The organism is Nitrospirillum goiasense (assembly GCF_034427435.1).
Lineage (GTDB): Bacteria > Pseudomonadota > Alphaproteobacteria > Azospirillales > Azospirillaceae > Nitrospirillum.
In genome coordinates this window covers 180,216-203,326 of sequence record NZ_JAXQNP010000002.1, presented here as the reverse complement: position 1 = coordinate 203,326, position 23,111 = coordinate 180,216, and the positions used below count along the sequence as shown (strand labels likewise).

General features: G+C 67.7%; 24 protein-coding genes. 13 read left to right on the top strand and 11 right to left on the bottom strand.

Annotated features, from left to right (window positions below):
- Positions 1–255: 255 nt before the first annotated feature.
- On the top strand, positions 256–732 hold the full coding sequence (locus ULB03_RS03285) for a spore coat protein U domain-containing protein (protein WP_322481869.1): 477 nt from the start codon (positions 256–258) through the stop codon (positions 730–732).
- Positions 733–834: 102 nt separating this feature from the next.
- On the opposite strand, the gene aroC is transcribed toward ULB03_RS03285, so the two are convergent.
- Both aroC and fabI read right to left on the bottom strand, forming a co-directional pair.
- Positions 835–1,914: a chorismate synthase gene (gene aroC / locus ULB03_RS03280; protein WP_322481868.1), complete on the bottom strand. Its 1,080-nt coding sequence runs from the start codon at positions 1,912–1,914 to the stop codon at positions 835–837.
- A 6-nt stretch (positions 1,915–1,920) separates the two neighbouring features.
- On the bottom strand, positions 1,921–2,793 hold the full coding sequence (gene fabI, locus ULB03_RS03275; RefSeq protein ID WP_322481867.1) for an enoyl-ACP reductase FabI: 873 nt from the start codon (positions 2,791–2,793) through the stop codon (positions 1,921–1,923).
- A 125-nt stretch (positions 2,794–2,918) separates the two neighbouring features.
- Between fabI and ULB03_RS03270 the strand changes: the two genes are divergently transcribed.
- From ULB03_RS03270 to ULB03_RS03260, 3 genes are read left to right on the top strand one after another with little or no spacing between them, the layout of a single operon-like run.
- Positions 2,919–4,310: a YihY family inner membrane protein gene (locus ULB03_RS03270; protein ID WP_322481866.1), complete on the top strand. Its 1,392-nt coding sequence runs from the start codon at positions 2,919–2,921 to the stop codon at positions 4,308–4,310.
- Between the two features lie 44 nt (positions 4,311–4,354).
- Positions 4,355–5,029, top strand: coding sequence for a dienelactone hydrolase family protein (locus ULB03_RS03265; protein WP_322481865.1), 675 nt, complete (start codon positions 4,355–4,357; stop codon positions 5,027–5,029).
- Positions 5,030–5,067: 38 nt separating this feature from the next.
- Complete coding sequence (locus ULB03_RS03260; protein WP_322481864.1) at positions 5,068–6,078, top strand: aldo/keto reductase; 1,011 nt, start codon at positions 5,068–5,070, stop codon at positions 6,076–6,078.
- Positions 6,079–6,233: 155 nt separating this feature from the next.
- Here ULB03_RS03260 and ULB03_RS03255 read toward each other — a convergent pair whose 3' ends face one another.
- Positions 6,234–7,124, bottom strand: coding sequence for a DnaJ C-terminal domain-containing protein (locus ULB03_RS03255; protein WP_322481863.1), 891 nt, complete (start codon positions 7,122–7,124; stop codon positions 6,234–6,236).
- A gap of 156 nt (positions 7,125–7,280) precedes the next feature.
- Entirely contained in the window at positions 7,281–7,751 is a 471-nt protein-coding gene (locus tag ULB03_RS03250; protein ID WP_322481862.1) for an RT0821/Lpp0805 family surface protein, read from the bottom strand.
- 253 nt (positions 7,752–8,004) lie between these two features.
- Here ULB03_RS03250 and pdxH point away from each other — a divergent pair, with 253 nt between their 5' ends.
- From pdxH to ULB03_RS03225, 5 genes are all read left to right on the top strand, one after another.
- The gene (pdxH, locus tag ULB03_RS03245; RefSeq protein WP_322481861.1) at positions 8,005–8,601 is read left to right on the top strand and encodes a pyridoxamine 5'-phosphate oxidase; all 597 of its coding nucleotides are present in this window, start codon (positions 8,005–8,007) and stop codon (positions 8,599–8,601) included.
- Positions 8,598–9,584: a cation diffusion facilitator family transporter gene (locus ULB03_RS03240; RefSeq protein WP_322481860.1), complete on the top strand. Its 987-nt coding sequence runs from the start codon at positions 8,598–8,600 to the stop codon at positions 9,582–9,584. Before pdxH ends, ULB03_RS03240 begins: the two co-directional genes overlap by 4 nt.
- Positions 9,585–9,804: 220 nt before the next feature.
- Positions 9,805–10,692 (top strand): MBL fold metallo-hydrolase, encoded by an 888-nt coding sequence (locus ULB03_RS03235; RefSeq protein WP_322481859.1) that lies wholly within the window; start codon positions 9,805–9,807, stop codon positions 10,690–10,692.
- A 72-nt stretch (positions 10,693–10,764) separates the two neighbouring features.
- A complete protein-coding gene (locus ULB03_RS03230) occupies positions 10,765–12,018 on the top strand; it encodes an ArsB/NhaD family transporter (RefSeq protein ID WP_322481858.1) in 1,254 nt (417 codons plus the stop codon).
- A gap of 10 nt (positions 12,019–12,028) precedes the next feature.
- A complete protein-coding gene (locus ULB03_RS03225) occupies positions 12,029–12,373 on the top strand; it encodes a hypothetical protein (protein ID WP_322481857.1) in 345 nt (114 codons plus the stop codon).
- 542 nt (positions 12,374–12,915) lie between these two features.
- Here the strand turns inward: ULB03_RS03225 and ULB03_RS03220 are convergent.
- From ULB03_RS03220 to ULB03_RS03210, 3 genes are all read right to left on the bottom strand, one after another.
- The gene (locus ULB03_RS03220) at positions 12,916–13,443 is read right to left on the bottom strand and encodes a P-loop NTPase family protein (RefSeq protein WP_322481856.1); all 528 of its coding nucleotides are present in this window, start codon (positions 13,441–13,443) and stop codon (positions 12,916–12,918) included.
- A gap of 32 nt (positions 13,444–13,475) precedes the next feature.
- Positions 13,476–14,366 carry a pantoate--beta-alanine ligase gene (gene panC / locus ULB03_RS03215; protein WP_322481855.1) on the bottom strand — a complete coding sequence of 297 codons (891 nt, stop codon included), beginning with the start codon at positions 14,364–14,366 and terminating at the stop codon, positions 13,476–13,478.
- Between the two features lie 81 nt (positions 14,367–14,447).
- Positions 14,448–15,302, bottom strand: coding sequence for a DUF6134 family protein (locus tag ULB03_RS03210; protein WP_322481854.1), 855 nt, complete (start codon positions 15,300–15,302; stop codon positions 14,448–14,450).
- A 221-nt stretch (positions 15,303–15,523) separates the two neighbouring features.
- Between ULB03_RS03210 and ULB03_RS03205 the strand changes: the two genes are divergently transcribed.
- The gene (locus tag ULB03_RS03205) at positions 15,524–16,066 is read left to right on the top strand and encodes a Fur family transcriptional regulator (protein ID WP_322481853.1); all 543 of its coding nucleotides are present in this window, start codon (positions 15,524–15,526) and stop codon (positions 16,064–16,066) included.
- 75 nt (positions 16,067–16,141) lie between these two features.
- On the top strand, positions 16,142–17,278 hold the full coding sequence (locus tag ULB03_RS03200) for a CobW family GTP-binding protein (protein ID WP_322481852.1): 1,137 nt from the start codon (positions 16,142–16,144) through the stop codon (positions 17,276–17,278).
- A gap of 39 nt (positions 17,279–17,317) precedes the next feature.
- On the opposite strand, the gene ULB03_RS03195 is transcribed toward ULB03_RS03200, so the two are convergent.
- Positions 17,318–17,827 carry a DUF6622 family protein gene (locus tag ULB03_RS03195; protein WP_322481851.1) on the bottom strand — a complete coding sequence of 170 codons (510 nt, stop codon included), beginning with the start codon at positions 17,825–17,827 and terminating at the stop codon, positions 17,318–17,320.
- Between the two features lie 159 nt (positions 17,828–17,986).
- On the opposite strand from ULB03_RS03195, the gene ULB03_RS03190 reads away from it, so the two are divergent.
- Both ULB03_RS03190 and panE read left to right on the top strand, forming a co-directional pair.
- Entirely contained in the window at positions 17,987–18,919 is a 933-nt protein-coding gene (locus tag ULB03_RS03190; RefSeq protein ID WP_322481850.1) for a LytTR family DNA-binding domain-containing protein, read from the top strand.
- Between the two features lie 39 nt (positions 18,920–18,958).
- The gene (panE, locus tag ULB03_RS03185; RefSeq protein ID WP_322481849.1) at positions 18,959–19,882 is read left to right on the top strand and encodes a 2-dehydropantoate 2-reductase; all 924 of its coding nucleotides are present in this window, start codon (positions 18,959–18,961) and stop codon (positions 19,880–19,882) included.
- A gap of 205 nt (positions 19,883–20,087) precedes the next feature.
- Here the strand turns inward: panE and ULB03_RS03180 are convergent, their stop codons facing one another.
- The 3 genes from ULB03_RS03180 to ULB03_RS03170 are packed head-to-tail and all read right to left on the bottom strand — an operon-like array spanning position 20,088 to position 22,980.
- The gene (locus ULB03_RS03180; RefSeq protein WP_322481848.1) at positions 20,088–21,491 is read right to left on the bottom strand and encodes a tetratricopeptide repeat protein; all 1,404 of its coding nucleotides are present in this window, start codon (positions 21,489–21,491) and stop codon (positions 20,088–20,090) included.
- Between the two features lie 10 nt (positions 21,492–21,501).
- Positions 21,502–22,104 carry a BON domain-containing protein gene (locus ULB03_RS03175; RefSeq protein ID WP_322481847.1) on the bottom strand — a complete coding sequence of 201 codons (603 nt, stop codon included), beginning with the start codon at positions 22,102–22,104 and terminating at the stop codon, positions 21,502–21,504.
- Positions 22,105–22,161: 57 nt separating this feature from the next.
- Positions 22,162–22,980, bottom strand: a complete 819-nt coding sequence (locus tag ULB03_RS03170; RefSeq protein ID WP_322481846.1) for an N-acetylmuramoyl-L-alanine amidase family protein — start codon at positions 22,978–22,980, stop codon at positions 22,162–22,164.
- Between the last annotated feature and the right edge of the window lie 131 nt (positions 22,981–23,111).

Sequence of the window (23,111 nt, the reverse complement as noted above, 5' to 3'; positions counted from 1 at the left end):
TATCAACGCAATGATAACCGCCCAACCTATCCCTAAGGCTCGATGCGCGATGCGTCAACCGGGGTAGCCCGGCCGGAGGTATCATCGTCCTCCACTTTCCGCTGAGCGGCGGATTATTGGCTAATGAATTGTTATTAATTTAATTTTCCTATTTGGCGGGGATGCGGGACCTTGGTTGGCATGCCGAGTGCTTATAACCAGGCATGAACAAACCCGGGCGCCGAAGCCGCCCCCGAACCGATAGGAACCTTCGCCATGATCCGCCGTATCGCCGCCGCCGTCGCCGCCACCGCCCTGGTCTCCAGCGCCCTGTTCGCCGCCCCCGCCTTCGCCGCCGCCGGCACCTCGGGCACCATCCAGCTGAACAGCACCGTCGCCCAGACCTGCACCGTGGCCGTGACCGACGCCGGCGCCACGCTGAACATCCTGTCCGGCTCCAGCAACGTGGCGGTCGGCAGCGTGGTCGAGAACTGCAACGACGGCGCCGGCTACACCATCACCGTCGCCTCGGCCAACAACGGCACCCTGAAGTCCAGCGCCACCGGCGCCCAGGCCATCAGCTACACCACGTCCTACGACGGCACCAGCGGCTCGGGCTCCAGCTTCGCCGTCACCCGCTCCGGCGCCCAGTTCAACAAGACCGCCGCCGTGTCCGTGACCGTCCCGGCCAATGCCCAGGCCATCGCCGGCAGCTACGCCGACACCCTGACCATCACCATCGCCGGCAAGTAAGCCGCCAGCCATACCGGCCCAAAACGAAACGGCCCCGCCTGGTCATCCAGGCGGGGCCGTTGCCGTTTCAGAACCCTTGAACCGCCGTCGGCGGCGCGGGGCCTACCTGTAGGCCCGCAGGCGCAACCAGTGATCGGCCAGCACGCAGGCCATCATCGCCTCGCCCACCGGCACGGCGCGGATGCCGACGCAGGGGTCGTGGCGGCCCTTGGTCAGGATTTCCGTCTCGTTGCCCTGCACGTCCACCGTCCGGCGGGGCGTCAGGATGGAGCTGGTGGGCTTCACCGCGAAGCGGACGACGATGTCCTGGCCGGTCGACAGGCCGCCCAGGATGCCGCCGGCGTGGTTGGACAGGAACACGGGCTTGCCGTCGGGGCCCGCCCGCATCTCATCCGCGTTGTCCTCGCCCGTCAGCTCGGCGGCGGCGAAACCGGCGCCGATCTCAACGCCCTTCACGGCGTTGATGGTCATCATGGCGCGGGCCAGGTCGCTGTCCAGCTTGTCGTAGATGGGCTCACCCAGGCCAACCGGAACGCCGGACGCCACCACCTCGATCACGGCCCCCACGGAGGAACCGGCCTTGCGGATGCCATCCAGGTAGTCGGCCCAATGCTCCGCCGTCCCGGCGTCGGGGCAGAACAGGGGGTTCTGGTCCACCTGATCCCAGTCCCAGCGCGTGCGGTCCACCTTGTGCGGCCCCACCTGCACCAGCGCGCCACGGATGGTCACGCCACCCGGCACGGCCTCAAGCACCCGGCGGGCCACGGCGCCGGCTGCCACGCGGGCCGCCGTCTCGCGCGCCGATGAACGCCCGCCGCCGCGATAGTCACGGATGCCATAGCGTTCCCAATAGGTGTAGTCGGCGTGGCCCGGCCGGAACTTGTCCTTGATGTCGCCGTAGTCCTTGGACCGCTGGTCCTCGTTCTCGATCATCAGGCAGATGGGCGTGCCCGTGGTCTTGCCCTCGAACACGCCCGACAGGATGCGCACCGTGTCCGGTTCGCGCCGCTGGGTGGTGAAGCGCGACTGCCCCGGCCGGCGCCGGTCCAGGAAGGCCTGAATCCAGGCCTCGTCCAGGTCCAGCAGGGGCGGGACGCCGTCCACCACGCAGCCCAGCGCCACCCCGTGGCTTTCGCCAAAGGTGGTGAAGCGGAACTGGGTTCCGATGCCGTTACCGGCCATGGCCGTTTACCCTTCCGACTTCACCAGGCTCTGCAACAGGGCCGAGGTTTCCGCGGCGCTGTCCACCGCCAGCATGCCCACCGTGTGGTAGCCGCTGTCGACGTGGTGGACCTCACCGGTGACGCCGCTGCCCAGGTCGCTCAACAGGTACAGGGCGGAGTTGCCGACCTCACCGATGGTGACGTTGCGCTTCAGCGGGGCGTTCAGCTCGTTCCACTTCAGGATGGCGCGGAAGTCGCCGATGCCGCTGGCCGCCAGGGTCTTGATGGGCCCGGCGGAGATGGCGTTGACGCGGATGTTCTGGGGGCCCAGGTCAGCCGCCAGGTAACGCACGCTGGCTTCCAGCGCCGCCTTGGCCACGCCCATCACATTGTAGTGCGGCATCACCCGTTCGGCGCCATAATAGCTGAGGGTCAGCAGGCTGCCGCCGTTGGTCATCATCGGCACCGCCCGCTGGGCGATGGCGGTGAACGAGTAGCAGGAAACATCCATGGTCAACGCGAAGTTGGCACGGGAGGTGTTCAGGTACAGCCCATCCAACTCGTTCTTGTCGGAAAAGCCGATCGCATGCACCACGAAGTCCAGCGTTCCCCACTGTTCCTTCAGGGTCGCGAACACCGCGTCCATGCTGGCCTCGTCGGTGACGTCGCAGGGCAGGACGTGCGGCACGCCCAGCTGCTCCGCCAGGGGCTTCACGCGCTTGGCCAGCGCGTCGCCCATGTAGGTGAAGGCCAGTTCGGCACCCTGGGCGGCGACCGCCTTGGCGATGCCCCAGGCGATGGACCGGTCATTGGCCACGCCCATGATCAGGCCGCGCTTACCGGCCATCAGGGTCCCGGTGGCGGGCCCCGGCGCGGGGGTTGCCGTCGAAGTGGTCATCCGTCTCTCTCCGGAAAATTAGGCGCGCATCCTACACGAACCGATTTTACGGTCAAAGGCCACCCACCCTATATTTGCGCACACCTAGAATACACGCCGGAAAGGTCTTCCCTTGGCAGGTTCCCATGACTGAGACGCGGGCGCGATCCCCTGGCTGGGCGCGGTGGGCCGACCACCTGCCATCCGCCGTGCGCCATGTCCTGCTGGCCGTCGTCGGCGTCACCAGCTATGCCGTGCGCCGCTTCTACCGGGACAATTGCCTGCAGGCGGTGGGCTCCCTGACCTACACCAGCCTGCTGGCGGTGGTGCCGCTGCTGACCGTCGGCTTCGCGATTTTCCAGGCTTTCCCGGCCTTTCAGACCCTGCGGGCGGAAGCGGAGATGCTGCTGCTGCAAAACCTGGTGCCCCAGGTGGGGGAGAACCTGACCGACCGCCTGCAGCAGTTCGTCAGCAACGCCGGGGCCATGACGGGGGTGGGGGTGCTGGGCTTGGCCGTCACCTCCATCCTGTTGTTCTTCTCCATCGAGGGGGCCTACAACGCCATCTGGCGCAGCCGGGAACGCCACTCCGTGCTGGTGCGGGTGCTGTCCTTCTGGGCGGTGCTGACCATGGCCCCCCTGCTGCTGGGCGTCAGTTTGTCGCTGTCCTCCATCGCCGTCTCCTACCTGGGGGCCGAGGGCTCCGTGGTGGTGGAACTGGTGCGGCGGGTGCTGCCGGGCATCCTGGAAAGCGCGTTTTTCGGCCTGACCTATCTCGCCATCCCCACCCGGCCGGTGCGCTGGCAGGACGCCCTGGTGGGCGGGGTGGTGGCCGGAGCCGCCATGGAGGCGGCCAAGGTGGGGTTCGCCGTCTACATCGGCCAGGTCCACACCTACACCACCATCTACGGCGCCTTGTCGGTCCTGCCCACGGTGCTGTTGTGGCTCTACCTCGTCTGGTGCCTGATCCTGTTCGGGGCGGAGGTGACGGCGGCGCTGCCGGAATGGCGTTCGGGCCGCATCACCGAATTGGGCCCCGCCGGTCTGTCGCCGGCCCAGCGCCTGGTGGTGGCCCTGGCCATCCTGCGCGAGCTGATGCTGGCCGCGCGGGAGGGCCATGCCCTGAAGCGGGCGGACGTCATCTCCCGGGTGCCGGTGGGCGCCGTCGCGGTCGACGGCATGCTGGAACAACTGTGCGCCGCCAACTGGACCATCCGCACCGCCGACGGCGCCTGGGTCGCCACCCGCGACCCGCACGAGTCCACTCTAAGCGACCTGTACCTGGCGTTGGATTTCGGCATGTGGGGCGACCTGCTGTCGGTCGGCCACTTACAGGCGCCCTGGCAAGCCAAGGTGCATGCCATTTTCGAGCGGGCGCGGCGTGATGCCGGCGCGCTCATGGACACCCCGCTGGCGAAGCTGCTGGCACCCCAGGGGGAGTCCGAAACGGGGGAACCCATCCCGGAAGAACCAGTTTCGGCGGAGCCGCCGTCAATGGCCGCGCGCAAGCGGGCCGGCGGTCCGCCCCCCGGGCGCTGAAGCCCTTTTCCGTCCTTTCAGATCCAATCCAAGAGGAGGCCGACATGGCCGAAACCATCACGCTGCGCTCCCCCCTCGACGGGTTCGCGTTCACCGCCCTGCACGCCGCACCCCAGGGGCCGCGCCAGGGCGGCGTCATCGTCATCCAGGAAATCTTCGGCCTGGACTCCTACGTGACCGAGGACGTGGCCCGCTGGTCCGCCCTGGGGTTCGAGGTCATCGCCCCGTCCATGTTCGACCGGCAGCAGAAGGGCTTTATCGCCGGCCATGACGAACAGGGCTACGCCACCGGGCTCGCCTACGCCCGGGCCAATGGGGTGGAGAACCCGGTGGCCGACGTGCAGGCCTGTGTCGACGCGCTGAAGGACAAGGGGCCCGTCTTCCTGGTGGGCTATTGCTATGGCGGCACGGTGGCCTGGCGGGCCGCCGCCCAGGTGCCAGGGCTGGCGGCGGTGTCCAGCTATTACGGCAGCGGCGTGGCCGGCCTGGCCGATCTGGTCCCCGCCTGCCCGGTCATCTGCCATTTCGGCCGCAAGGATGCCCACATCCCGGCCGACCAGGTGGCGGAAACCCTGCAAAAAGCCCATCCCGACGTGCCGGTCTATATCTATGAGCAGTCGGGGCACGGCTTCAACAACGACGGCCGCCCGGACTCCAACCGCGAAGACGCGCAGTTGGCGCGCAAGCGCACGGCCGACCTGTTCCGCGCCAACGCGTAACGGCCCCGGCCGGGCAGGATAAGAAACGGGAGTTGGACATGCTGACAGGACACAAACTGGGGCGCCGCAAACTGGGCCGTCAGGGCCTGGAGGTTTCGGCCTTGGGCCTGGGCTGCATGGGCATGACCCATGCCTATGGCAGCCCCGACGATGCGGAATCGATCGCCACCCTGCATCGCGCCATCGAGCTGGGCTGCACCTTCCTCGACACGGCGGAGGTCTATGGACCCTACACCAATGAGGAATTGCTGGGCCGCGCCCTGGAGGGGCGGCGCGACCAGGTGCAGATCGCCACCAAGTTCGGCTTCGTCATCGGGGAGGGCGCGACACCCCTGGGCGGCACGGACAGCCGGCCCGCGCACATCCGCGCCGTGGTCGAGGCCTCGCTGACGCGGCTGCGCACCGACCGCATCGACCTGCTGTACCAGCACCGTGTCGATCCCCTGGTGCCCATCGAGGATGTGGCGGGCACGGTCAAGGACCTGATCCAGGAAGGCAAGGTGCTGTATTTCGGCCTGTCGGAGGCCGGGTGTGACACCATCCGCCGGGCGCACGCGGTGCAGCCGGTGACGGCGCTGCAAAGCGAATATTCCCTGTGGGAACGGAACCTGGAGCAGGACGTGCTGCCGCTGTTGACGGAGCTGGGCATCGGCATGGTGCCATTCAGCCCCCTGGGGCGCGGCTTCCTCACCGGCATCGCCAAGCGGGCGGAGGAGTACCCGGACAGCGACTATCGTTCCAAGAACGACCCGCGCCTGCAGGGTGCCAACTTCGACGCCAACCTGAGCCTGGCAGCGTTCGTGCGCGAGGTCGCCCAAGGCTATGGCGCCACGGCGGGCCAGGTGGCGCTGGCCTGGCTGCTGCAAAAGCGGCCGGACATCGTGCCCATCCCCGGGACCAAGCGCCGCAAATACCTGGAGGAGAACTTGGCGGCCGACGCGCTGAAACTATCGCCCGTGGACGTTGCCCGCCTGGACGGGGCGCTGGAGACCTACCAGGTCGCCGGCCCCCGCTACGGCGACCGGGCCATGGCCATGGTGGATCGGTGAACGGCCCGGAATAGGGCGTTATATTGGCGGCATGAGATTGGGCTCATGCCGCCGTAGGCCCGGACTGCGGCCGCCGCAGGTTTCCAAGGAACGCAGTGGACTGGAAACTGAGGAAGCCAAGCGGCCAAGTGGCCGCGCCCGGCGGTTGAGGGGGCTTAACCCAACCCCGCCTTGCGGCGGACGTCGTAGTCGTGGGTTTTGGCCCACTTCTCGATGAAGGCCTGCAACTCCGCATCCGGCCGGTCGGGCAGGACGACGGTCAGCTTCACATACTGGTCGCCCTGCGTCCCGCGTTCGGGATTGGCGACCCCTTTGCCCTTCAGGCGCAGGGTGGTGCCGGAGTTGGCGGCCTTGGGCACCTTCACCTGGACCGCGCCGTCCAGGGTGGGCACCTTGATGGTGGCGCCCAGCAGCGCCTCCTGCAGGGTGACCGGGACATCCAGGTGGATGTCGTCCTCCCGCCGCACGAAATGGGTGTGGGGGCTGACATGCACCTCGACGATGGCGTCGCCGGCCCCCGCCCCGCCCAGGCCGGGCAGGCCCTGGCCCTTCAGGCGCAGCTTCTGCTGGTCCTGCGTACCGGGGGGGATGGTGATGTCGATGCTCTTGCCCGTGGACAGGTTCAGGCGCCGCTTGGCGCCCAGGCAGGCCTCGGTGAAGCTGACCGTCACGGAATAGGCGACGTCGCTGCCCCGCGCCTTCACGCCGCTGGTGCGCTTGCGGGCGGCGCCGAAGATGTCGGCGAAGGGATCGTCCTCGTAATCGAAATCGCCCGAGCGGCCGGCCCCGGCATAGGCGCGGCGGAAAGAGCGGTCCGGACGTTCGGCACCGCTGGCGTCGATCTCGCCCCGGTCATAGCGGGCGCGCTTGTCCGGGTCCGACAACAGGCTGTAGGCGCCGTTGGCTTCCTTGAACTTCAACTCGATATCGGCCCGCCCGGGGTTCAGGTCGGGGTGGTACTGCTTGGCAAGGCGGCGATACGCCTGCTTAATGTCCTCAGCGCTGGCGCTGCGGCCGACGCCAAGGATTTGGTAGGGATCGCGCATGGTCGCACTATCTATTGCCGGTCTGTCCCCACAATATGCGCAACGCGCCCGCCGCTTCAAGCATGCGGACCCTGGCTATTTCGGGGACCGGCCCAGCCGAAAAAGCCCCCTGGCACAGCCTTGACCGGCCAGGGGGCTTTAATTCGGTAACCGGGATCAGTCGTTCACGATCTTCCAGCTGCCGTCGGGCTGGCGGCAGGCGGTGCCGTAGCCCTGCTGGCGTTCGCCGCCGACCACGATGGTCTGCTGGAATTCGCGGCAGTAGGCGCCGTCGCCGCGGGTGCCGTCGCGCACCGGCGTCACGATGACCTGGTGGTCGTTGTTGGGGTTGTTCCACACGATGGGCTGGCCGACCGGGGCGGTGTAGGCCATCTGCGTGTTGCGTTCCATGGCGGCGCGGTCGGCGTCGTCCATGCGCTTGCCGATGGAGCTGCCCGCCAAGCCGCCCAGCAGGACGCCCAGGCCGGTCATGGCCAGCTTGCCGCCGCCGTGGCCGAACTGGGAGCCGATCAGGCCGCCGGCGGCCGCACCGCCCAGCATGCCCACGGTCTGGTTCTTGCCCCCGGTGGTGTCACACGCGCTCAACAGGACGCTGGACGCCATCAACGCGATGATGACTTTCTTCATGATTCTTAGTCCTTCTTTCCTCTCCTGCGCCGCATTTTCCCGCGGCATGGCCTAGCGCAATCCGGTCTCGCATCCCCGACACTGTCCCGCATCCACCCCTCTCGGGGTTGCCGCCAATGATCTGGGGCAACAAACCTTCCCGAAATCATCCGGCACCGTGCGGGTCGTCCATGCGGCGTCCTGCGTGGACAAGGATGTAGTGTGGCGTATGGTAGGCGGCAATTCCGGCATATCTATGACACGGATTACCACCATGGATTTTGTTGTCGCACCCGACCCTTATGCGCTTTTTCAGTCCTGGCTGGAGGAGGCGTCACGCACCGAACCCAACGACCCCAACGCCATGTCGCTGGCCACCATCGGCGCCGACGGCATCCCCACGGTCCGCATCGTGCTGCTGAAGGGCGTGGATGGCGGCGGTTTCGTCTTCTACACCAACACCCTCAGCCGCAAGGGCCGCGAGCTGGCGGCCAACCCGGTGGCGGGCCTGTGCTTCCACTGGAAGACCCTGCGCCGCCAGGTGCGGGTGGACGGCCATGTCGCCCCGGTCACGGCGCAGGAGGCGGACGATTACTACCGTGTCCGCCCGCGCGGCAGCCAGATCGGCGCCTGGGCGTCGCAGCAGTCGCAGCCGCTGGACAGCCGCGCCACCCTGGAACGCCGCGTGGCGGAGGAGACGGCCCGCTTCGGCGAGGGCGACATTCCGCGCCCCCCGCACTGGTCGGGCTACCGCGTCACCCCCCTGCGCATGGAGTTTTGGCAGGATCGGGAGTTTCGTCTGCATGACCGCTTGGTCTATACTCGGCAGGGTGACGCCCAATTCTGGACCACGGAACGCCTCTACCCATGACGATGTCGGCCAAGGTGGACCCGGATTCCTCCCCCGCACCCGGATTGGGGCCGGGGGACGGCGAGTCCATCGGGGATCCGGATGGCCGGTGGCGCCGGGGCGCCACCTACGCCAGCGTCACCGTGGCCGCCATCCTCATCGCCGGCAAGTTCGGCGCCTACCTGGCCACCAATTCCGTCAGCATCCTGTCCTCCCTGATCGACAGCAGCGTGGACGCGCTGGCGTCGGTGGTCACGCTCATCAGCGTGGCCCGGGCCCTGAAGCCGCCTGACTTCGCCTTCCGCTTCGGCCATGGCAAGGCGGAGCCGCTGGCGGCCCTGATCCAGTCCGCCTTCATCGTCGGCTCCGCCCTGTTCCTGGGCTACGAATCGCTGGGCCGCCTGTTCGAGCCGCGGCCGGTGGGGGACATCGGCATTGGCCTGTGGGTCATGGCCGTCGCCATCGCCCTCACCTTCGTGCTGGTGCTGTTCCAGCGCTGGGTCATCCGGCGCACGGCGTCGCTGGCCATCGGCGCTGACAGCCTGCATTACAGCGGCGACATGCTGCTGAACGCCGCCGTCATCGTCTCCCTGCTGCTCGGCCGCTGGACGGGCCAGGCCTTCTGGGACCCGCTGTTCGGCCTGGGCATCGCCGCCTTCCTGGCCTGGGGCGCCGTAGGCATTTCCCGCACCGCCCTGGACGTCCTGATGGATCGTGAGCTGCCCGACGACGAACGGACCCGGGTGGTGGACTTGGTGAACGCCCACCCGGCGTCGCGCGGCCTGCATGATTTGCGCACCCGCTCCACGGGCATGGGCCAGCATATCGAGTTCCACCTGGAGCTGGACAGCCACCTGACCCTGACGCAGGCGCACGACATCACCGATGAGATCGAATCATCGTTGCGCGCCGCTTTTCCCAATGCCGAAATCACGATCCACCAGGAACCCGCCGGCCTGGATGATGAGCGGCTGGACCATCGGCTGCGTCCGCGCCATCGTTAAGTGCGGGGGGAGCCGCGGGGGAGTTGCCGAGACCGATTTCAAGGGGGTGTTCCCGGGGGACGGGGCGGCCCTTAAGGGGTAATTGCGCGTTCGCTTAGCGAACATCACTTGACAAGCGCTGTTCAGTTGTGCGCAAGCGCCCCTGGTCCTGTGCGACACGTCACAGACCTTCGCACAAGGTGGGGTTAGCTTGGCCGCGATGGAATTCGGGGCTTGGTTTATGGGTTTCACCGTTACCTTCTGGGGTGTCCGCGGGACTGTCCCCTGTCCGATGGCCAGTCATCTTGAGTATGGTGGCAACACCAGCTGCATCGAGGTGACGGCCGGCGACCGCACGCTTGTGCTGGATGCCGGCACCGGCCTGCGGTCCTTGGGTAAAAGCCTGCGGGCGCGGGGCGTCTGCGACGTCACCCTGCTGCTGACCCATACCCACATCGACCACATCAACGGTTTTCCGTTTTTCGAGCCGTGTTACTGCCCCGACTTTTCCATGCGGGTGATGGCGGGCCATTGCCAGGGTGCCCACTGCATCCAGTCCGTCATGGAAAAACCCATGGATTCCTGCCTGTTCCCGGTGCCGCTGCAGAAGCTGCGCGCTTCCTTGGTGTTTGAGGATTTCCGTCCCGGCGCCACGCTGGACCTGGGCGACGGCATCACGGTGCGTACCGCCCCCCTGAACCATCCGGGCGGTGGCACGGGGTATCGCATCGACTATGACGGACGCAGCTTCTGCTACGTCACGGATACGGAGCATGATCCGGACCGCATGGACACCAACGTGCTGGGCCTGATCCAGGGTGCCGACCTGGTGGCGTACGACAGTTCCTACACCGATGAGGAATTCGCCGGCCGCCGGGGCTGGGGACATTCCACCTGGCGGGAAGGGTTGCGCCTGGCCCGCGCTGCGGGGGTGGGCCGCCTATGCCTGTTCCACCATGACCCCGACCATGACGATGCGCGCATGCAGGCCATCGAGGCGGAGGCGCAGCAGGAATGGAGCCATTGCTTCGCCGCGCGGGAAGGCCTGCAGGTGGACATGATGGCGCAGCGCGAGCGGGGTTCCGCCGCGGACGAGAAGGGCCGCAAGGGCGCTGGGGTCGCGGCCTAACCGTTTCCGCCTGACTCCCTAGGCCTATTTCACGCTTGCCGGCCGGGCGCGCGCCCTGTAGCGCTGACGCCCATGACATTGCTGATCCTCATCACCTTCGCCATCGTCTATCTGGGCATGGCCATCGGCCACTTGCCGCGGCTGAGGGTGGATCGCACCGGCATCGCCATGCTGGGCGCCATCGTCCTGCTGGTGGCGGGCGCGGTGACCGAAGGGGCGGCCATCAAGGCCATCGACTTCCCCACCCTGTTCATCCTGCTGGGCCTGATGATCCTGTCGGCGCAGTTCGCGCTGTCCGGCTTCTATGACTGGTGCGCCTGGCGCCTGGCCAACGTGCCCTGGCAGCCGGAGGCGCTGCTGGCCGCGGTGGTGGCGGTCGCGGGCGGCCTGTCCGCCCTGCTGGCCAACGACGTGGTCGTGTTCGCCATGACCCCGCTGCTGTGCGCCGGCCTGCGGGCGCGGGGCCTGGACGTGCGGCCCTATCTCATCGCCTTGGCGGGGGCCGCCAACGCCGGCTCCGCCGCCACCGTCATCGGCAATCCGCAGAACATCCTGATCGGCCAGATGGGCCATCTGGGATTCTGGCGCTTCCTGTTCGCCTGCGGCGTGCCGGCCTTCCTGTCGCTGGTCATCGTCTACTGGGTGGTGGCGCGGGTATGGCGCGGGCGCCTGGTGGACGCCAACGCACCCCCGGGGCCGACCCGGTTGAACGGCGATGGACAGCCCCCCGGTCCACCGGGGACCTGGCAGTTATCCAAGGGCCTGATCGGGGTGGTCGTCCTGCTGGTGGCCTTCACCACGCCCTTTCCCCGCGACGTCGCCGTGCTGGGCATCGCCGGCTGCATGCTTGTCAGCCGCCGCTTCGCCAGCCGCGACATGCTGGGCCTGGTCGACTGGCACCTGCTGGCCCTGTTCGCTGGCCTGTTCATCCTGACCGGCGCCCTGGCCGATACCGGCCTGCCGGGTCGCCTGGTGGACCAGTTGGCGGCGTCCGGCCTGCCGCTGGACCGCTTGCCCTTCCTGGGGGGCTTCTCCGTCCTGGCCAGCAACAGCATCGGCAACGTGCCGGCGGTGGTGCTGCTGATGAAGGTGTGGGCGCATCCGCCGGAAGGGGCGCTCTATGCCCTGGCGCTGTTCTCAACCCTGGCCGGCAACCTGCTCCTGCCGGGCAGCCTGGCCAACATCATCACCGTGGAGCGGGCCGCCGCCGCCGGTGTCATTCTGCGCTTCCGTGAGCACGCCCGCTGCGGCGTGCCCATGACCGTGCTATCCCTGCTGTTGGCTGCGGTGTGGCTGGTGGCGATGGGCTTTATCGCGGTGGTGTGAGGGGATGGCGATGCGGCTTGTGACGATGGGCCTGGTGATTCCAGGAATGTGCCTGGCGCTGGCCGCCTGCGCCTACACGGGCGACCGGCGCTGGAACGTGGACATGGCCCTGCTGACCCGGGGCAACCCGTCGTTGGCGGCGCAGCAGGACCTGGTGCGCGAGAAGGAGCGGCACTTCCCCGAAACCTTGCGCGCCTGCGTGGCCGCCCACGATCCCGACCGCCTGCCCGACCTGGACGCGGGCCGGGGCTATCCCATTTCCGACTGGCATGTGGGTCGCGCCCACGATGCCGTGATGGCCTGCATGCGCGACCAGGGCTGGGTCGCCACCTCCACCAGCCGCCTGTCGCCGTAGCGGGGATCGCCGCCGTTTTGCCATCCAGGGGGTGCTATCCCCCGACCTGGGAGCGGGTTGGACGATCGCATTCGGGAGTGATGGAATGAAAAAAAACCACCGTTTGGATGCGGTTGGTCCACTTGGCCGCCTGCCTTCCCTTGGCTGGCTGTACCTACACCACGGGGCGCCATTGGGTTCGGGAGATTCAGCCCTCTCATCTGGGATCTCCAGTGCCCTCGCGGGACATTGAGGAACGGAAGGGCGAAGCCTTCGCCGCCCTTCGGACCTGTGTCGGCACCAACGACCCCGGGCGCTTGCCCGCGCTTGACGACGGCAAGGGATATCCCGTCTCCGGCTGGTTCATTGACAACAACCGCCACGGTGCGGTGGTGACATGCATGCGGTCACGGGGTTGGGTTCTGGTGCCTGACCAGGTGCTGGCCCCTTAGAGCGGAACGCGATCAGACATGATCGCATCTCGCTCTAAGGGACAAGGGCAAGGCCGCCTCGACCAGCCCTCCGTCTCCCGAACAGCGATATCCCTCGCCCAAGAAGCCCGGCTAACGTCGCAGCCCTTCTGCACGGTAGAAATCCGCTAATTGGCGGGGTGTCGACAACCTGATCTTCGGCCGCTCGATACTGTCGAACAGTGTTTGGTATCGCCTGCGGTTACCGGGGGTGGCGATGGTGATGTAATGAATCATCTCCCATTTGACGCTGTCCAAGGCGCCATCCAGGGCGCCGGGCCGCTGACGCTCGAACCACGACCGGCGCAAATAGCGGAAAAGGCTGATGGTGGTGGAGGTATCGAGAAGGATAACCCCTGTCGCCCGCTCCAACCGCTGGGACAACAGCCAGGAATAGTTGCCGTCCATGACCCAGCGATCACCCTTGATCGCCTCATCATGCAGGGCTACGAACTCTTCAGCGGGCCGCGGTTCCCAGTCGGTGAACGGCTTGTGGCGCAGTTGATCCAGATGGACTGGCGGGAGGAGGCGGGCGCGCCCAATGGCGACGGCCAAGGTCGATTTCCCGCTGTTCGACGGCCCCAGTATGCAGATGCGGGGCCCCAGCTCGTCAAGCGACATGACCATAACCTCCACGCGGCCGATCCCGGACCTTATGCCCCCGGCCCCAGCGCCAGATTATCGATCAGGCGCGTGCGGCCCAGGAAGGCGGCGACCAGGGCGCGGGCGGGGCGGTCCACCCGTTCCAGCGGCGCCAGCGTGTCGGCGTCGACCACGGCGACATAGTCGATGCGGGTGAAGCCGGCGGCGGTCAGCGTTTCCGCCGCCTGGGATATGGCCGGGGCCACGGGCTGGCTGCCGTCGCCCAGGGTGTCGCGCAACTGGTGCAGGACCCGGCTGATGGTTACGGCCTGGCGCCGCTCCTCCGCCGACAGATAGCGGTTGCGGGACGAGAGGGCCAAGCCGTCGGGTTCCCGCACCGTCGGCACGCCCTCGATACGGACGGGGATGTCCAGGTCGGCCGTCAGGCGGCGGATGACGGCCAACTGCTGGTAATCTTTCTGCCCGAAGCAGGCGACGTCGGGCAGGGCCTGCAACAGCAGCTTGGTCACCACCGTGGCCACACCCTGGAAATGGCCGGGGCGGAAATGTCCTTCCAGCGGCACGGCCACGGGCCCCACGTCGACCGTGGTGGTGAAGCCTGGGGGGTAGATCGCCTCCACCCCGGGCGCGTACAGCAGGTCGCAGCCGGCACCGGCCAGCAGGCGGGCGTCACCGGCCTCATCCCGCGGATAGCGGCTGAAATCCTCGTTGGGGCCGAATTGAGTGGGGTTCACGAACACGCTGGCTACCACGCGGTCTGCCAGTTCGCGCGCGCGCTTGACCAGGGTCAGGTGACCCTCGTGCAGGGCGCCCATGGTGGGGACGAGACCAACGCGCAGTCCTTCATTGCGCCAAGCGGCCACGCGGGCGCGCAACGCGTCCGGGGTCCGGGCGATATCCAGAGGCGATGGGGCCAAAGACTGGGCGGAAGGCGGGGCCATGGCGGCAGTGTCCGTGCTCATGGCCCGGCATTTAGCGACGGGGCTCGTGACCGGGCAAGCGCTTTCCCGCGATGCCGCCGTTCAATCCCGCCGTTCGGGCGCCGGCAAGCCGGTCTCCGTCCCGCTGGGGGAGGCGACCATGGTGCCGGTGGCCGCCGGGTTGGCCTGCAGGGCATAGGCGACATCATGCCCCCGGGCATGGAAGGCCAGCTTCAGCCACCGGCCGGAATTGTCGTACCAGAAGTCCACCTTGTTGGTGGCGGGCGGCGGATTGGTGACGAAGCCCAGCGTGTAGTGCGTGGCGGCCACAGTGGCGTCGCCGGCGTGGATCATCTCCTGCCCCTCGCGTTCCACCTTCACGTCCATGACCACGCCGCGGATGGTGTCCAGCAGGCGCGGTGCCGTCAGGATGGCGGGGTTCCAGTAGCTGGTGGGGATGATGTCGGCCGGTGCGGTGACCGACCCGTGTGAGCTTTCGACCGCGAAGCCGTCCGCCACCGCATGGCCCTTCACCCAATCCTTTTCGCCATCGTCGTCGGTGGTGCTGTCCAGCGACACCAGGCGCCCGTCATGCCAGACCTCGTGGCTGACATGATGATAGTGGTAGGCCGTAATCATCAGCAGTTTGGCCTCGAACTGGATGTCGACATCCACGACCGTGTCGCCGTTGGCCGCCTTGGCCACCGTGACGCGGTGGTGGCCCAGGGGCGTGTCGCGGCCGTAATGCGCGGCGAAGTCCAGCGACCGCTCCACGGTGGTGCCGGGCGTGCCGGGCATCGGCGCGGCCGTGGCCTCACCCCGTTCCGTGGCCCGCTCGGAGGACCGCGTCGCGGCACTGGCGGGTGCGGCCCAACCACCCCATATCAAGGCGGTGCCGAGGATGAGCGCCACGCCGGCGCGCCAGAGGCGGTTCGGCCAAGCGTGGTTCGGCCTCATGCGGTTCGGCCTCATGCGGTTCGGAAGGATCGGAGCAAAGATGTCATGTGGCATCGCGCGTCCCTTCGATGCGGTGGTGCCCCCCGGTTCGGCCCTCAGGGTGCCATATTCCCGGATGCCGATACGAACGGTAACATGATTTGGTTTACGTGGACGAACAGCACACCCTTCCTTCCGTGCTATGGTCCGCCTTAATGGCAGTTCGAGAAAGGCTTGCGTCAATGCCGGTCGCCCCCCAAAGCCCTAGCCCGCATGTCCATGCCGGGCCCCACGGCGCCTCCCATGCCGGCCCGTCCCATGCCCATGGCGGGCACGACCATAAGGCCTGTGTGGGTGACGCCCTGGCCCGGGCGCACACCCTGTGCGAGGCGCGGGGCGCCCGCCTGACCACCTTGCGCGAACGGGTGCTGGAATTGGTCTGGTCCAGCCACCGGCCGCGGGGTGCCTACGCCATCCTGGAAGAGATGGCGGTGGACGGCAAGCGCGTGGCGCCGCTGACTGTCTATCGCGCCCTGGATTTCCTGGTGGAGCAGGGCCTGGTCCACCGGATCGAGTCGCTGAACGCCTATGTCGGCTGTCCGGAACCAGGACAGGCCCATGCCGGGCAGTTCCTGGTCTGCGAACGCTGCGGCGACGCCACCGAACTGAACGAACCCGCCGTGACCAACGCCATCACCAACGGCGCCGCCGCCCGCGGGTTCCGCGTCCTGCGCCAGACGGTGGAAGTGCTGGGCCTATGCCCCACCTGCCAGTCCGCGGCCTGAGTTACCACCGCCCAGAAGTCACCACCGCCCAGACCGCCCACCCCATTGTCCGCGATTGATCAAGGAACGCCTTCCGTGACCGCTGTCTCCTCCGCCCGCCTGCCCATCTCCGTCCTGACCGGCTTCCTGGGCAGCGGCAAGACCACGCTGCTGTCCCGCATCATCCGCGACCCGCGCATGGCCCGCACCGCCGTCATCATCAATGAGTTCGGCGAGGTCGGGCTGGACCACCTGCTGGTGGCCAAGGCGGATGAGAACACGGTGCTGATGGATTCGGGCTGCATCTGCTGCACTATCCGCAGCGACCTGGCCGACACCCTGCGCGACCTCTACATGCGCCGCCTGCGCGACGAGGTGCCGGAGTTTGACCGCGTGGTCATCGAAACCACCGGCCTGGCCGATCCCGCCCCCATCCTGCACACCCTGATGACCGACCCGCTGGTGGCCGCGCGCTTCCGCCTGGACGGGGTGGTGACGACCGTTGACGCCGTCCACGGCATGGGCCAACTGGACGCGCAGGAGGAAAGCCTGAAGCAGGCGGCCGTGGCCGACCGCCTGGTGCTGACCAAGACCGATATCGCGACGCCCGAGGCGGTGGAGTATCTGAAGGAACGGCTGAAGCAGCTCAACCCCGCCGCCTTGGTGGTGGACGCCCAGACCGACGACGCGCTGCCCGTGCTGCTGTTCGACGCCGGCCTTTACAATCCCGAGACCAAGAGCCTGGACGTGCAGCGCTGGTTGCGGGCGGAGGCCTATGACGACCATGGCCACCACCATCACCACGATCATCATGATCATGACCACGACCATGGCCACGATGACGGGCATGACCATGCCGATTGCGACCATGAGCACGGCCATTGCGAGCACGAGGACCATGATCATGACGCCAACCGCCATGACGAGGCCATCGGCGCCTTCTGCCTGACCTTCACCGAGCCGCTGGTGTGGGACGAGTTGGTGGGCTTCCTGGAAACGCTGGCCCGCCTGCGCGGGCCCGACGTGCTGCGGGTGAAGGGGGTGCTGAACGTCCAGGAAAGCGACCAGCCCATCGTCATCCACGGCGTGCAGCACCTGTTCCACCCGCCGGTGCAACTGGACGCCTGGCCCAGCGACGACCGGCGCAGCCGCATCGTCTTCATCACCCGCAACGTCAGCCGCCAGGTGGTGGAGACGCTGTACGCCAGTTGCACCGGGAAGAGCGTGGGCTGAGGGCTTTTTAGTACGCCTCAAACGCCGGCGGGCCCCGGCTCAGGCGGTGGCCAGCGCCACCCCCGGCGCGCGGCGGTAGCTTTGGATGAAGCTCCAGGACCAGCCGGCGAAGTAGCCGACGCTGAAGCCCGACACGCCGATGTCCAGGGCGATGGCGGTGTCGTGCAGGTCGGGGTGTGTGGCGGCCATGACGTTCAGGACGTAGTGGGAGCCGAACAGGAAGAGGTTGCGGACCAGGGGCACCCAACTGCCCGGTTGCCGCACCAGGCCGCGCTCGCGGTCCACCTCGACCCGGACGGTCGTCAGGCTGGCCAGGCCCAGCCCGACGACGGCGCCCACCGCCCATTCCAGCAGCACGGGGCCCAGGGGGCCGGGACGGGTGACCAGGCCGTACAGGCCCCAAATGATGAAGACCCCGGGGATCAGCCAGACTCGGCCCGTCTGCTGCACCGTGGTCCGCAGGCGCCGCGCCCCCATGAACACCAGGTAGGCGAACAGCACGAAGATCCAGACGGGGGTGTGGCTGATGATGCGGGAGAGGATTTCCATGATGGGGCGGGCTCCAGGATGTTGCGCCGGGCGGCGTGGCCAAGTGGTTGATGGGCCAAGCCTTCACTCAGGCGGTTGGTCGCGGGCAACGCGCCCTTCGCGGCCCGCTTGACGGATTTCGTGAGTGGCTGGTAAAGGCCGTTCACGAAGCGCGAACGGATGAGGCCGGTCTTGACGGCGGAACGCGGGGTGCAGCAGGAGGCCGACGCGGGGGGCGCTGAAAAGCGGCCGCCGGGCAGCCTTGCCGGCATCGTCGCCCTCGACCTGCCCGACTGGGTGCGCAGTTGGGGGGGCGTCGTGGCGCTGTCCCTGGTGCTGGCCATGTTCGGGCCCTACGGCACCTACCTGTCCATGGACAGCCTGTCACGCGTCGTCTTCTGGTGCGCATCGGCCCTGGGTATCGCGGCCATGACGCGCGCGGTCCATGCGGCCTTGCGCCGCTGGCCCATCGCCGCCGCCTGGCCCGCCTGGCAGCGGCGCGGGGTGTCGGCCCTGATCGCGTCCTTGCCCGCCACGCTGTGGATCATCCTGCTGTTCAGCCTGTGCGCCCAGGTTTCGCTGGGCGCCCAGGGGGGCGCCCAGGGGGGCGGCCAGGGCGGCATTGTGCACTTCTGGCGCATCTGGCCGCAGGTGATCGTGACCAGCATTGTCTTCGCCGTCATCCTGGGACGCCGGGATTCGCCGGTTATTGTCGTGCCGGAACCGGCCCCGGATTTGCCAGCCCCGGATTTGGCGGCTCCCGATTTGCCAGCTCCCGACTTGGCTGGGGCCTTTCTCGCCAGCGCCTGCCCGCGACTTTCAGGCGCAGGGCTTCTGGCGCTGGAGGCGGAGGACCATTATCTGCGGATCCATACCGATCGCGGGTCCGACCTGGTGCTGATGCGCCTGCGCGATGCCATCGCCGATCTGGGGGAGGGGCTGGGGATGCAGGTCCACCGCTCCTTCTGGGTGGCGCGTGACGCGGTGGTGGCGGTGACGGTGCGGGGCCAGGTGGGGCAATTGCGCCTGAGCGATGGCACGGTGGTGCCGGTCAGCCGTACGGCCCTGCCGCGCTTGCGGGCAGCCGGTTGGCTGACGGCCGCCAAGGAGTGAGCGGGCCAGAGGCCCGCGATGGAGAAAGGGAATGATGCGATGACCATGCGTGTCCTGGTCCTGGGCGCCGGCGCCACCGGCGGCTTCTACGGCGGCCATCTCATGATGGCGGGGGAGAACGTCACCTTCCTGGTGCGGCCTAAGCGCCATGCCCAGCTCATGGAAAACGGCCTGGTGGTCGTCAGTCCCGTGGGCAACATCGTCCTGCCGGCGCAGGCCGTGACCCGCGTCGCCAAGCCCTTCGACCTGGTGCTGCTGTCGTGCAAGGCCTACGACCTGGATGCCGCCATCGAGGCCATCCGCCCGGCCGTGGGCCCGGAGACGCGCATCCTGCCGGTGCTGAACGGCCTCAGCCACCTGGACCGGCTGGACGCCGCCTTCGGTGCGGAGCGGGTGATGGGCGGCCTGTGCCATCTGACCATCACCATGGACCCGGATGGCACCATCCGCCACCTGCACGCCTTCAACCGCCTGACCTTCGGCGCCCGCGACCCCGTCCAGGTGTCCCTGGCGGCGGCGCTGGCGGAGGCTTACGCCAAGTGTCCCATCACCGTGGTCAACAGTCCCGACATCGTCCATGAGATGTGGGAGAAGTTCTATTTCCTGGCCACCCTGGCGGGAGCCACCACCCTGATGCGGGCCCCCATCGGCGCCATCCTGAAGGCGCCGGACGGACTGGCCTTCATCACCGGCCTGTTGGATGAATGCACCCGGGTCGCCACCGCCGCCGGCCACCCGCCCAGCGCCGAGCGCGACGCCGAATCCCGCTATCACCTGACCAAGGAGGACAGCAGCCTGTCCGCTTCCATGATGCGCGACATCGAACGGGGCGGCCCGACGGAGGGGGAGCACATCGTGGGCGACATGCTGCGCCGGGGGCGCGACCTGGGCCTGGACCTGCCCCTGCTGACCCTGGCCGCCACCCACCTGCGGGCCTACGAGGCGCGGCGCACGGCCTCGTAACCACCTCATCGGAGCGGAGCGACTAGAGCGGAACGCGATCAGGTGTAGTCACCTGATCGTGTAAATCCGCTCTATCATGAACAGGTTAAGAGCGAGATGCGATCAGACATGATCGCATCTCGCTCTAGGCCAAGCCGGCGGATGCCGGCGCCCGGCGCCTGAAGGAACAACAAAAAAGCCCCGGAGGACATCCGGGGCTTTTTCATCACTGCAGCATCGGTGTGCCGGTTTCGATTTCCACCAGGGCCGCCAACATGGGCACGGCCAAATCCTTGCGCTGGGTGTCGCCGCTGTTGCTGCGTTCGGCCGCCGACAGACCGGCGAGATAGGTGGTGCGCCAGCGCTGATCCTTGAACAGCAGTTTGTCGGCGCGGGCGCGCTGGGCCAGGATCAGGGGCTTGGGATCGGTGCCCGTGGACAGCAGCTTGTCGATGCGGCCGGACAGGGCCTCCGCCTGCTTGCGGTCGCCGGTCTTCAGCGCGTCGGCCATCAGTTGGACGAAGGTTTCCGCCTTGATGTCCGTGTCCTGCACCTGCTCGGCATAGGTGGTGGCCAGTTGCATTTCGCCCCGGGCGCCCAGGCGGCCCAGCACGGCGGGAATGGTCCAGGGGCTTTCCTGCTGCACCGTGCGCAGCAGGCCCAGCGCCAGGTTGGGGTCGCCCAAATCGCCGGCGGCCACGGCCAGCTCCGGCGCGCAGCAATTGCCCTTGCGGTCCTTGAAACGGCTGAACTGCTCCTCCACCGTGTTGAGGAACATGGTGTGGGCGCGGGCCACGTTGCCGGCCTTGTAGAAGCCTTCGGCCACCAGGCCCAGCTCCCAGGCGCAGTTGTTGGCCTGGGCGTAATCGGCCGCCTCTTCCACCAGCTTGTTGGCCTGGGTCTTGTCACCCTTCCAGATCAGCGCCTGGCTGATGTCGGTCAGGTTGTAGATGCGGGTGGAGCAGTCGTTGATGCGCCGGGTGATGTCCAGCGCCATGTCCACCTCGCCCGTCAGCGACAGGGCGCGACCCAGGAACAGGTCGCGGCCGGTGTCCGTCACCGGCGGGGCGCGGCGGAAGGCGGCGATGAAGGGGGCGATGATCTGCTTGGTGCGGTCCTTGTCGCCCAGATGGTAGTGGGCGACGGCCAGCGACAGCCAGTCCCAGCGCGGGGCGGTGATGGGATAGTCCACGGGCTGGATCAGCCCCTCGATCCGGTACAGGAAGCAGCCGGTGGACTGGGCATCGTTGCAGGCCAGGCTGCGGATGCGCGACTTGAAGTCGTTATAGTCGAAATCGCCCACGAACTGGTTGGTGGACAACTGCACCGCCAGCGGGCTTTCCGGACTTTGCACCAGGATGTTGGACAAGAGCTTGTCCGCCTGCAGCAGAAGCCTGGTCTGTTCCTGCAGGTCATAGCTCTGGTCGGCCTTGCGGATGGCCTCCATCGCTTGCACGAACTGGCGGTTGGCCATGGCCTGGGCGTCGGGCAGGGTCTGGTTGCCAGCCAGTCCGGGAATCGGCTGGGCCGCCGCCGGTGCCACGGGCGCCAGGGCCAGCGTCAGGGCCAGGAGAGGGGCCGCGAGGACCGAAAGACCCGGGAAACGACCCCGGAAATGAGAAGAACCCACGGCAACACGCTCAACGACGGACATAATTCACAACCTGGCGGACGCGGGGCAACTCACGGGCGTGCTGCAGCACGGCCTCAAGTTCCACCCCACTACGGGCGACGCCCATGATGTAGACCACCTGGTTGACGGTTTCGATGCTGTAGTTGCTGGATTTAACCTGCCCGTCCAGCAGCAGGGCCGCCCACAGCTTGGTGTTGATCCAGGCGTCGGTGGCGCTGTCGGACAGGCTGCTCTCGTCCGCGATCTTGATTTCATTCAGAACTTTGCGCACGCCGTCGGCCTGCCAGGCTAGGCGCACCGCGTCCACCCGCATATCAGGGTCGCGGGCGTTGCCGGTCAGCAGCACCTCGCCCCGATCAACGGTGACGTTCAGCCGGCTGTTCATCTCCGGGCTTTTTTCCTTCCACAGCCGATGAATTTGCTCATCGATCTGCCCGTCGGGCACGGCCGGCGCCTCAGCCGCCGCTTCCGCCCGCTGGCGCGCCAGTTCCGGCAACTCGCGGCCCGGCGATTGACATCCCGCCAATAGCAGCGCGCCCATGCCCGCCAGCAACAGAAGGACGGTGCCCGTCACGGGGCGGCGCTGGCGGGGGGTGCGGGCGGAGATCATCAGCGGTGCCTTGGTCCCTGTTTTTTGGAAATGCGCGTCGACAGGCTAAAAAGGAAATCAGGCGAAAGTAGGGGAGGCGAGCAGGGTCGCCAACTCCCGCGCCAGGATGCCGGCGATACGCTTGCGCTGGGCCGGGTCGCGCAGCAGCGCCTCATCCTGGCGGTTGGACAGGAAACCCGTCTCCACCAGGACGGAGGGGATGTCCGGCGCCCTCAGCACGACGAAGTTGGCGGAGCGCATGGGGTTGTCCAGCAGGTGCAGGTCATGGCCGGCGCCGCGCACGATACCCTGGCGGGCGACCAGCGAGGCCGCCTTGGTGCGCCGGGTGGCCAGGTCCATCAGGATGTCCGCCACCACCGGCTTGGTGTGCTTCAGGTCCAGGCCCAGGCGGTCGGCGTAGTTTTCCTTGTCCGCCAGGGCCTGGGAGAAGGCGTCCGACGCCTTTTCCGACAGGGTGTAGGCGGACAGGCCCCGCGCGTTGGCGTTGGGCGCGCTGTCGGCATGGATGGACAGGAACAGGTCGGCCTTCGCCTCCCGCGCCACGTCCACCCGCTCCCCCAGCTCCAGGAAGTGGTCGTCCTCCCGCGTCAGGCCGGCGCTCAGGCCTTGGGTCTTGCGCAGTTGCAGGGCCAGCTCCTTGGCCAGGTCCAGCGTCACGTCCTTTTCATAGGTGCCGGCGTGGCCGATAGCGCCCGGGTCCTTGCCGCCATGGCCGGGGTCGATCATCACCAGCCGGGGCGTGCGCAGGGCCGCCGGCGGACGGACGGCGGCCGCGACCGGCTTCACCAGATGCTCGGCCTGTCCTGGGCGGACGATGCCGCCGACGCCCAGGAACGGTATTCCGACGGCAAGCCGGAGTATGGCCCTGCGATCCATGAGACTAAATCCGCCCAAAAACTGTGTGAACTCTGTGCCGTGGACTCTGCTTGCGCGTGCATCGCCGTTTCGCAGCGCAACCGCGTTCCGCGCGCGGCGGCGCCTGGAAAGGCCGGACCTTTCCGCATGCG